General features: G+C 51.2%; 11 protein-coding genes. All 11 read left to right on the plus strand.

Going from position 1 to position 10,770, the window contains the following annotated elements; genetic code table 11:
• The first annotated feature begins 1 nt into the window (after position 1).
• The 11 genes from clpP (at position 2) to rpsI (ending at position 10,601) form a co-directional block, all read left to right on the plus strand.
• Complete coding sequence (gene clpP / locus ACTQZS_RS13835) at positions 2-583, plus strand: ATP-dependent Clp endopeptidase proteolytic subunit ClpP (protein WP_441101380.1); 582 nt, start codon at positions 2-4, stop codon at positions 581-583.
• Positions 584-679: 96 nt separating this feature from the next.
• Complete coding sequence (clpX, locus tag ACTQZS_RS13840) at positions 680-1,981, plus strand: ATP-dependent Clp protease ATP-binding subunit ClpX (RefSeq protein WP_441476326.1); 1,302 nt, start codon at positions 680-682, stop codon at positions 1,979-1,981.
• Between the two features lie 48 nt (positions 1,982-2,029).
• A complete protein-coding gene (gene lon, locus ACTQZS_RS13845; RefSeq protein WP_441476327.1) occupies positions 2,030-4,348 on the plus strand; it encodes an endopeptidase La in 2,319 nt (772 codons plus the stop codon).
• 265 nt (positions 4,349-4,613) lie between these two features.
• Complete coding sequence (gene yihA, locus ACTQZS_RS13850) at positions 4,614-5,210, plus strand: ribosome biogenesis GTP-binding protein YihA/YsxC (protein ID WP_441476328.1); 597 nt, start codon at positions 4,614-4,616, stop codon at positions 5,208-5,210.
• Positions 5,207-6,115, plus strand: a complete 909-nt coding sequence (locus ACTQZS_RS13855; protein WP_441476329.1) for an energy-coupling factor transporter ATPase — start codon at positions 5,207-5,209, stop codon at positions 6,113-6,115. Before yihA ends, ACTQZS_RS13855 begins: the two co-directional genes overlap by 4 nt.
• A complete protein-coding gene (locus tag ACTQZS_RS13860; protein WP_441476330.1) occupies positions 6,100-6,972 on the plus strand; it encodes an energy-coupling factor transporter ATPase in 873 nt (290 codons plus the stop codon). The genes ACTQZS_RS13855 and ACTQZS_RS13860 overlap by 16 nt, the downstream gene beginning before the upstream one ends.
• On the plus strand, positions 6,951-7,754 hold the full coding sequence (locus tag ACTQZS_RS13865) for an energy-coupling factor transporter transmembrane component T family protein (RefSeq protein ID WP_441101386.1): 804 nt from the start codon (positions 6,951-6,953) through the stop codon (positions 7,752-7,754). The genes ACTQZS_RS13860 and ACTQZS_RS13865 overlap by 22 nt, the downstream gene beginning before the upstream one ends.
• Positions 7,755-7,852: 98 nt before the next feature.
• Positions 7,853-8,635 carry a tRNA pseudouridine(38-40) synthase TruA gene (gene truA, locus ACTQZS_RS13870; RefSeq protein WP_441476331.1) on the plus strand — a complete coding sequence of 261 codons (783 nt, stop codon included), beginning with the start codon at positions 7,853-7,855 and terminating at the stop codon, positions 8,633-8,635.
• Complete coding sequence (locus ACTQZS_RS13875) at positions 8,635-9,471, plus strand: mechanosensitive ion channel family protein (RefSeq protein WP_441476332.1); 837 nt, start codon at positions 8,635-8,637, stop codon at positions 9,469-9,471. The genes truA and ACTQZS_RS13875 overlap by 1 nt, the downstream gene beginning before the upstream one ends.
• Before the next feature lie 289 nt (positions 9,472-9,760).
• Positions 9,761-10,189, plus strand: coding sequence for a 50S ribosomal protein L13 (gene rplM / locus ACTQZS_RS13880; RefSeq protein ID WP_441476333.1), 429 nt, complete (start codon positions 9,761-9,763; stop codon positions 10,187-10,189).
• 19 nt (positions 10,190-10,208) lie between these two features.
• Complete coding sequence (gene rpsI, locus ACTQZS_RS13885) at positions 10,209-10,601, plus strand: 30S ribosomal protein S9 (protein ID WP_441101390.1); 393 nt, start codon at positions 10,209-10,211, stop codon at positions 10,599-10,601.
• Positions 10,602-10,770 lie beyond the last annotated feature (169 nt).

Below are 10,770 nucleotides of genomic sequence, written 5' to 3' on the forward strand. Positions count from 1 at the left end.
CATGCCGTTAGTTCCATATGTTATTGAGCAGACGGGAAGAGGAGAGAGAAGTTACGACATCTATTCCAGACTGCTGAAGGACAGAATCATTTTTCTTGGGGAAGAGGTTTCCGATGTTTCTGCAAACCTGATTGTTGCGCAGATGCTGTTCCTGGAATCCGAGGATCCGGGAAAGGACATCCATCTGTATATCAACAGCCCGGGTGGCTCCGTAACTGCCGGAATGGCGATTTACGACACCATGCAGTATATTAAATGCGATGTATCGACGATTTGTCTCGGAATGGCCGCTAGCATGGGAGCATTTCTGCTCGCCGGCGGTACAAAGGGCAAGAGACTTGCTCTTCCAAATGCGGAGATCATGATCCATCAGCCGTCAGGCGGTGCTCAGGGCAAGGCAACGGATATTGAGATCGTAGCCGAGCAGATTCTGAAGATAAAGAGACGTATGAATGAGATTCTGTCCCAGAATACGGGACAGCCGCTGGAAAAGGTTCAGCATGACACAGAGCTGGACAACTATATGACAGCCGAGGAAGCAAAGGCATACGGTCTGATTGATAACGTAATTACAAATCGGTAAGTGCATGTGAGGGTGTTCAGAAATGGGTTGATTTTGATCCGATTTCGGGATGCCCTTCATGTGTATATTGGGAAATAAAAGAAAGAGGTAGAAGATTTGGCAAATAAAGGAAATGAACCGAAGATCAGATGCTCCTTCTGCGGAAAGACAGAGGACCAGGTCCGCAAGCTGATTGCCGGTCCGGGCGGGGCGTATATCTGTGATGAGTGCATCGGTATCTGCTCGGAAATCATCGATGAGCAGTTCCACACTCCTTCGCCGGCAGGCAGTGAGATTAATCTGATGAAGCCGGTGGAGATCAAGGAGTTTCTGGATGATTATGTAATCGGGCAGGACGAGGCCAAAAAGGTACTGTCTGTTGCTGTGTACAACCATTATAAGAGAATCCTTTCGCAGCAGGAAAGCGATGTGGAGCTTCAGAAAAGCAATATCCTGATGCTGGGACCCACAGGTTCCGGCAAGACCCTTCTGGCACAGACACTCGCCAGAATGCTGAATGTTCCCTTTGCAATTGCTGACGCAACCACGCTGACAGAAGCCGGGTATGTGGGTGAGGATGTCGAGAATATTCTCCTGAAGCTCATTCAGGCCGCGGATTACGATATTGAGCGGGCGGAGCACGGTATCATCTACATCGATGAGATCGACAAGATCACCAGAAAATCCGAGAATCCTTCTATTACAAGGGATGTTTCAGGTGAGGGTGTACAGCAGGCGCTTCTGAAAATCGTCGAGGGAACTGTTGCAAATGTCCCGCCGCAGGGCGGAAGAAAGCATCCGCACCAGGAGTTTCTGCAGATCGATACGACAAATATCCTTTTCATCTGTGGAGGAGCCTTCGAGGGACTGGAGAAGATCATCGAGGCCAGAAAGGACACAAAGAGCCTGGGATTCGGCGCAGATCTCGGAGTCCGGCAGAAGGAAGATATGGGTGCGATCCTGCGTGAGGTAATGCCGGAGGATCTGGTGAAGTTTGGTCTGATTCCGGAGCTTGTCGGACGTGTACCCGTTGTGGTGACGCTGAATGGATTGGACGAGGATGCCCTGGTCCACATCCTGAAGGAGCCGAAGAACTCTCTTGTAAAGCAGTATGTCAAGCTGCTCGAGCTGGACGGGGTGGATCTGACCTTTGATGACGACGCGCTTACCGCGATGGCACAGGAGGCTATGCGCCGCAAGACCGGCGCGCGCGGTCTTCGCGCGATCATGGAAAAGACAATGATGGATGTCATGTACGAGACACCGTCGGACAATACCATCCGGTCCTGTGAGATCACCAGGGATGCCGTAGAAGGAAAAGGCAGCCCGATCATCGTTCACGGCGAGCCAAAGCCCGTTCCGAGAAGACAGATGAAAGCAAAAAATGCCCGTTCTTCCAAGCGTATGCGGCCGGCCTGATGCGCTTAAGACGCGCAGTACCGTTATGGAAAGGAATCACACGCGCAGATGAATGATACAGAATATGTGCTCCCGACCGTTGCTCTGAGGGGTGTAACCGTCCTTCCGGGCATGGTAGTGCATTTTGATGTAAATCGTGAAAAAAGCATACATGCCATTGAAGAAGCGATGGCGGAAGATAACCGGCTTTTTCTGGTGACGCAGAGAAAGCTTGAGGTGGCGGAACCGACGCTTGATGATCTTTACCGGATCGGGACGGTTTCCGAGATAAGAAAGATTGCGCGGCTTCCGCGCGACATGATACAAGTCACCGTGGAGGGCATTGACCGGGCGGAGCTGCTCGATTTTGAGTCTACCGATAAGTTTCTCCGCTCGAGGATATCCGTATTTACGGACGACAGCACACCGACAATTGATGATGACCGCCGGGAGGCGATGGTCCGGAATCTGAAAGAACTTGTCAGCATCTATTCCGCGGGAGGAAGAAACCTTTCGAGGGAGCTGCTGATCAGAATCCTGGATATTGATCAGCTTGAAAAGCTGGTGGATCAGATCAGCATCAATCTGCCGGTCCCTTCGGAGAAGCAGCAGCGGCTGCTCAACGCCATCGGGCTGCAGGAACGCTATGATGTACTCTGTGAAACACTTGCCCGTGAGGCATCGGTTGAAAGGATCCGGTATGAGCTGCAGGAAAAGGTAAAGCAGAGACTTGATAAGAACCAGAGAGAGTATGTACTCCGGGAACAGCTGAAAGAAATCCGGGAAGAACTCGGAGATGACAATACACAGACAGAGATTGCAAAATTTAAGCGTCAGTGCGAGGAGCTGAAGGCACCTAAGGAGGTGAAGGACACTCTCCGCAATGAAATCCGCCGCTTTGAGAATACAGCCGGCAATCCTTCGGAGGGAGGAGTGATCCGGGGATACATCGAGACGCTGCTCGGCCTTCCGTGGAACAAAATGTCCCGGGACAACCGTGACCTGAAGAAGGCAAGACAGATTCTGGAGGAGGACCATTACGGTCTCGAGAAAGTTAAGGAGCGGATACTGGAATATCTGGCTGTCCGGCTTGTCACAAAAAAGGCGGACGCTCCGATCCTTTGTCTGGTCGGACCTCCCGGAACCGGAAAGACATCCATTGCGAAGTCTATTGCAAAGGCACTAAATAAGGTTTTTGTGCGGATCAGTCTGGGAGGAGTCAGAGATGAGGCGGAGATCCGCGGACATAGAAGAACCTACATCGGAGCAATGCCGGGAAGAATCGCGGAGGGACTCCACCATGCCGGCGTGAAAAATCCTCTGATGCTTCTGGATGAGATCGACAAGACAAGCAGTGACTACAAGGGGGATATCGCTTCCGCACTCCTGGAAGTGCTTGATCCGGAGGAGAACAGCCATTTTTCCGATCATTACGTGGAGGTGCCCATCGATCTCTCGCAGGTTCTTTTCATTGCAACGGCAAACGATGTTCAGACGATTCCGAGGCCGCTTCTCGACCGCATGGAGCTTATCGAGATCAACAGCTATACGGAAAATGAGAAAAAGCATATTGCACGCGAGCATCTCATACCGAAGCAGATTGAAGCCAATGGCCTGAAGAAGGGGCAGCTTGTGATTGAGGATGAGGCGCTGGATGAAATCATATCCAGGTACACAAAGGAGGCGGGAGTGCGTTCCCTGGAACGACAGATCGGTCATATCTGCCGCAAGACGGCACTCCGGATCCAGGAAGATGATGTAAAATCCGTTACGGTTACAAAAGAGAACCTTGAGGATTTTCTTGGAAGGGGTAAGTTCACCGTGAATATGGCGAATCCCAAACCGGAAATCGGAATCGTCCGCGGCCTTGCGTGGACGAGTGTCGGCGGAGATACACTTGAGATCGAGGTGAATGTCATGCCCGGCAAAGGAGAATTCCTTCTCACGGGGCAACTCGGGGATGTCATGAAGGAGTCCGCCCGGACGGGGATCAGCTATATCCGGTCAGTCTCGTCACAATATCAGATTCCGGATGATTTTTTCACCGGAAATGATATCCATATCCACATACCGGAAGGAGCTGTGCCGAAGGACGGACCGTCCGCCGGGATTACGATGGCGACCGCCATGCTTTCGGCAATTACTAAGAGACCGGTCCGCGCAGATCTGGCGATGACCGGAGAGATCACGCTTCGTGGAAGGGTGCTGCCGATCGGGGGACTGAAGGAAAAACTGCTTGCGGCCAAAAAAGCCGGCATCCGTACAGTGCTTGTGCCGGCGGAGAACAAGCCGGATGTAATGGAAATGGACGCGGAGATCACGGAAGGCCTGGAGATTATCTATGTCAGCCGGATGGAAGAGGTTCTGGGGCATGCGCTGATCGCGTAACTCTGTACAATACTTTGCACCACAAAACGCATAAGCTGTATGCCGCCATGCACTGCGTCCTCTTGCGTCACTGCAGGAAAGTTCTTTCTCCGAAAAGGAGCATAACGTGATAAAACACGCTGCGCGAGTTTTATCTCGCTATCGCGACGCTCGCCGCACACGAATACTTCGCATTCGGCTGCGGCTCACTGTTCGCATAAATAAGACGGATAAGCTGCAGATTGCTTCATGTTGTGCAATCCGGCAGATATGGAAGGGAGAAGATATGGTTATAAAGAACGCCGAGCTTGAAACAGTGTGCGGTGTCACAAGTAAGTTTCCCGTGAATACACAGCCGGAAATCGCATTCGCGGGGAAGTCAAATGTCGGAAAATCATCTCTGATCAATGGACTGCTGAACCGGAAGGCATTGGCGAGAACCAGCTCTCAGCCGGGAAAGACACAGACTATCAATTACTATCACGTAAACAACAGTTTCTACTTCGTGGATCTCCCGGGATATGGCTATACAACCGCGTCTGTCAATGTCAGACAGTCCTGGGGGCGGATGATCGAGAGATATCTGAAAATGTCCGATCAGCTGAAGGTCGTGTTCCTGCTCATTGATATCCGCCATGATCCGTCGGCAAACGATAAGCAGATGTTTGAGTGGATTCTGTCCCGCGGATACGAGCCCGTGATCATTGCGACCAAGCTGGATAAGCTCAAAAGAAGCCAGGTTCAGAAGCAGATCAAGGCGGTCCGCGATGGACTCGGAATGCGGGAAGATGAAAAACTGTTTGCTTTTTCTGCCGTCACAAAGCAGGGAAGAGAGGAAATTCTTGATTACATCGGGGAATTGACAGGAGTTTCGGAATCATGAGCATCATTAAAGCGGATAATCTGAATTACGACTATCTTGAATACGGAGAGGACGGGGAAAAACCGGAGATCACCCACGCGGTCAGGGATGTGAATCTGAAGATCCGAGAGGGACAGTTCATCGCGATTCTCGGCCATAACGGCAGTGGAAAATCCACGCTGGCAAAGCATATGAACGCGCTGCTTATCCCTACGGGAGGAACGATGTGGGTGGATCAGATGGACACCCACGCTGATGATGAGGTGTGGGACATCCGGCAGAGAGCCGGCATGGTTTTTCAAAACCCGGACAATCAGATCGTTTCCTCTGTCGTGGAGGAGGACGTGGGATTCGGCCCGGAAAACCTGGGTGTTCCGACGGATGAGATCTGGAAACGGGTGGACGATTCGCTTCGAAAAACAGGGATGATTGCTTACCGGAGTCATTCGCCGAATAAGCTCTCCGGAGGCCAGAAGCAGAGAGTGGCGATTGCGGGCGTTATGGCGATGAAGCCGAAATGCATCATCATGGACGAACCGACGGCAATGCTGGATCCGAATGGCCGCCATGAGGTCATTCAGGCCGTGCGTGATCTGAACAGGAGTGAAGGAGTCACCGTGATTCTGATCACACATTACATGGAAGAGGTTATCTATGCGGACAATGTATTTGTCATGGACGAGGGAAGGCTTGTAATGCAGGGAACGCCCCGGGAGATTTTTTCACGGGTGGATGAGCTTCACAAGCTGCGTCTGGATGTCCCGCACGTCACACAGCTCGCGCATGCGCTTCGCCTGAGAGGGCTCGATATCCCCGAAGGCATTCTGAGCATCGATGAATTCGTCGATGCCATTATGAAAATCCGTGATGGAGAGACAGCTTCCGACGGGAAACGGCAGGGGGAAAGAACATGTCAATCAGATTAGATCATGTGACTTATACATACAGCCCGGGGACCGCGTATGAGATGCATGCGCTGAAGGACGTCTCGCTCGAGCTCCCGGACGGACATTTTATCGGAATCATCGGACATACCGGAAGCGGAAAATCAACACTGATTCAGCATCTGAACGGGCTGATGCGCCCAACCTCCGGCCATGTATACTTTAATGATGAAGACATCTGGGGCGAGAAGTATGACCGCAGAAATCTCAGGTTTCATGTTGGCCTCGTTTTCCAGTACCCGGAGTATCAGCTGTTCGAAACGGATGTCATTACCGATGTGTGTTTCGGCCCCAAAAATCAGGGCCTTTCCGAAGAGGAACGCATGAAGCGCGCAGAGGAAGCACTGCATCAGGTCGGTGTGGATGAATCACTCTTCCGAAAATCGCCCTTCGAGCTTTCCGGCGGACAGAAGAGAAGGGTGGCAATCGCGGGAGTTCTCGCCATGAACCCGGACGTTCTGGTTCTCGACGAGCCGACCGCAGGTCTGGATCCGATGGGACGTGATGAGATTCTCAATACGGTCGCAGGACTGCAGAAGAAGAGGGGCATCACCGTCGTTCTGGTTTCACACAGCATGGAAGATGTCGCGGAATATGTTGATCAGCTAATTGTCATGAACCACGGGGAGAAGGCATTTGACGCGCCGCCAAGAGAGGTCTTTTCTCATTACAAAGAGCTGGAAAAAATGGGACTCGCTGCGCCGCAGATGACATATATCATGCATGCGCTTAAAGAAAAGGGACTCGATGTTGATGTTCACGCCACAACAATCGAGGAAGCGGAAGAAAGCATCCTTCATGCGCTTGGGAGAAATAAATGCTTAAAGATATTACCATAGGCCAGTATTACCCGGCGGATTCGCTGATTCATAAACTGGACCCGAGAGTAAAGTTTGTCGGAACACTTATCTATATCATATCTCTGTTTGTTTTTCACACATGGGGCTACGTTCTCGGAACTGTTTTCCTGTTTGCAGTGATCCATCTGTCAAAGGTACCCTTCAGCTTCATGGTCAGGGGACTGAAGGCAATCTGGGTTCTGCTGATCTTTACGATGGTGCTGAATCTCTTTCTCACGCAGGGGACGGTGATCTGGCAGTTCGGTATCCTCCATATTACAAGGGAGGGTATCAGCACAGCCGCAAAGATGGGCATCCGTCTTGTGTATCTGATTATCGGCTGCTCCATCATGACGCTTACGACAACGCCGAACAAGCTGACCGACGCGATGGAATCGCTGTTTCGTCCGCTGCGGAAGGTGCATGTGCCGGTGCATGAGATTGCGATGATGATGTCGATTGCGCTTCGCTTTATTCCGATTCTGATGGAAGAAACCGATAAAATCAAAAAGGCGCAGATGGCGCGCGGGGCGGATTTCGAGAGTGGAAATGTCATCCAGAGGGTAAAGGCGATGGTTCCGATTCTGGTTCCGCTGTTTGTATCTGCTTTCCGCAGAGCAAATGATCTGGCACTTGCGATGGAAGCCAGATGTTATCACGGAGGGGACGGGCGGACCCAGATGCGTCCGCTTGTTTACCAGTCCCGGGATTATGCGGCATATGCGGTTCTTTTCGCATATCTTGCGGCAGCAATTGTGCTGCGGGCAGTGCTGCACTGGTGACAGGAGGCTGAATTGGGGATCGCGCTGAAAACGGTCAGCCGCAGGCCGGGATGAGGATCCAGAGATCATAAGCGGGAACGGAGATATTGGTAGAAAACATGAAACGTGTGATGCTGACCGTCGCATATGACGGAACCAATTACTGCGGGTGGCAGGTACAGCCAAATGGGATTGCTGTACAGCAGGTGCTGAACGCTGCTCTCTCGGAGATAACAGGGGAACAGATACATACCATCGGCGCGAGCCGCACCGACGCAGGGGTGCATGCCCGTGGAAATGTAGCGGTTTTTGACACAGCTGCCCGGATGCCGGGGAATAAGTATTCCTATGCGCTGAATACGAGACTGCCGGATGACATCAAAATCCAGGGTTCCCGGGAAGTATCGCCGGAATTTCACCCCCGCTTCACATCCACAGTAAAGACCTACGAATACAAGATTCTGAATCGCCGTTTTCCGGATCCGACGAGACGGAACGACACCTGCTTCCTATATGTTCCGCTGGATGCGGAGCGCATGGACAGAGCTGCCCGGTATCTCATAGGGGAGCACGACTTCCGGAGCTTCCAGGCGTCCGGCGAGACCAATCCGGACCGGAGCACGGTCCGCACAATCTATTCTGCCAGGGTCATCCGCGAGGAGGATCTGATCCGGTTCCGGATCTGCGGAAACGGCTTTCTGTACAATATGGTCCGGATTCTGGCGGGAACTCTCGTTGAGATCGGTAAAGGAAGGACTGAGCCGGAGGAACTAAAGGGAATTCTTGAAAGCAGGGACCGTAGTGCAGCAGGACCGACGGCGCCCGCAAGAGGCCTGACGCTTATGGAAATTAAATATCCGGAGTGGGAGCCGGATTTCTGTTGCCGGAGGGACAACAAATAATGTTTGACTGGGAACTTTTGCTCAGAACAGCAATTATTCTGGGTATCACCTTTGCTATTGTATATTTTGTCCGCCGTTTTTTCCGCGGGCTGAATAAGCGGACGCAGAAACAAAGCCTGTATAATAAATTTTTTCAGAGCATTCTTACCGCAGGCATTACCATTGTTGGTGTGTATTCCGCGCTGGGTTCTTTTGAAATAGCCAAGGAAATCAGTACGACGGTGCTGCAGAGCAGTGCGCTGCTGATCGCGGTTGCGACCTTTGCTGCACAGCAGACGCTGGGTAATGTAATTTCCGGTTTTTCTCTTTCATCCTCCAAGCCCTGTGATATCGGACAGAAGATTCAGATCAAGAGTGCAGGGACGGTAATTGCAGAGGGAATTGTCCGTGATATGACCGTGAGGCATGTCGTGATCGAGCAGGCGGACGGGCAGATGTGCATCATTCCGAACAGTGTGGTGGACGGTGCCGTCATCGTCAATATGAGCAACCCGGATACCGTCGCAACCTTTGTGGAAGTAGAGGTTGATTACGCGACGGATATCGAGAAGGCAAGAACCATTATCATGGAAATCCTGAAAACCGAGCCGCTGGTTGTGGAGGCGGAAAAGACAGCGGTCCTTGTCAGCGAGCTAACGGCAAATGGAATGCTGCTGAGATTTGCGGTATACACGAAGGATATCATGGAGAGCTATCGTGCCTGCAGCAATGTGCGGCAGAGGATCGTAAGTGAATTTGAAAAAGCGGAGATTGTGATTCCGTATAATACGGTCACCATAGACACCACACCCACCACAAACCCTGCCATAAACCCTGCCACAGATCCGCAGAATTAATATAAGAAACAGGCAGAATTAATATAAGAAAGTACTTGACAGAAGTTTTTCAGTATTATACACTTGTTCAGTGTGACGCGGGACGAGTGTGCCTGTCGTGTCTCCCAAACACGTCATCCTACAGTTGATTGCGCGGCATACAGAGCATCCATAATGATCGAAAGCCTAAGATCGGATGTTCCGGTGCATGACCATACGGACAGTGGATATTGCATCATACTATCATTTAATTAACGAATCTTACAGCCGTGCTGTGCGCTGTAGTTCATTCATGCAGGAGGTTGTTACCATGAAAACATATATGGCTAATCCGGATAAGTTAGAGAAGAAATGGTATGTCGTTGATGCTTCCGGAATGGTTCTCGGACGTCTTGCTTCTGAGGTCGCTTCTGTTCTCAGAGGAAAGAATAAGCCGGAGTTCACTCCGAACGTAGATACCGGAGATTATGTAGTTGTTATCAATGCAGAGAAGATCAAGGTAACCGGAAGAAAACTGGATCAGAAGATCTATTACAGACATTCCGATTATGTTGGAAGTCTGAAGGAGACAACTCTGAGAGAGATGCTTGCAAAGCATCCGGAGAGAGTTATTGAGTTCGCTGTTAAGGGAATGCTCCCGAAGGGACCTCTCGGAAGAGAAATGATGACAAAGCTTCACGTATACGCAGGTGCTGAGCATCCTCATGCAGCTCAGAAACCGGAAGTGCTCACATTCTAACTAAGGGAGGTAAAGACAAATGGCTAACGAAAAGTATTATGGAACCGGAAGAAGAAAAAAATCTATTGCCAGAGTTTACCTTGTACCGGGAACCGGCAAGATTACTGTAAATAAAAGAGATATCGATGATTACTTCGGACTTGAGACTCTGAAGACGATCGTTCGTCAGCCGCTTGTTGCTACGGACAACACAGACAAGTTCGACGTACTGGTTAATGTTCATGGCGGCGGGTTCACTGGTCAGGCCGGCGCGATTCGTCATGGTATTTCTCGTGCGTTGCTTCAGGTTGACGCCGAGAACAAGCCGACGCTGAAGGCGGAGGGTTATCTTACTCGTGATCCTCGTATGAAAGAGCGTAAGAAGTACGGTCTCAAGAAGGCTCGTCGCGCTCCGCAGTTCTCAAAGAGATAATCAAACAGACTCCCCGCGGAATCTGTTATCAAGGCTCTCTGCTGTCAAGGCGGGGAGTCTTTTTGATTACCGCAGCTGCGCTGCGGCCTGCTCGTCACTGCGGACTCGCAGGTACTCGCGGAAGATGTGCCACAGGCACATCTTCTGATCGCTCGTACAGTTCTCAAAG

Source organism: Bilifractor sp. LCP19S3_H10, assembly GCF_052119185.1.
Taxonomy (GTDB): domain Bacteria; phylum Bacillota; class Clostridia; order Lachnospirales; family Lachnospiraceae; genus Bilifractor.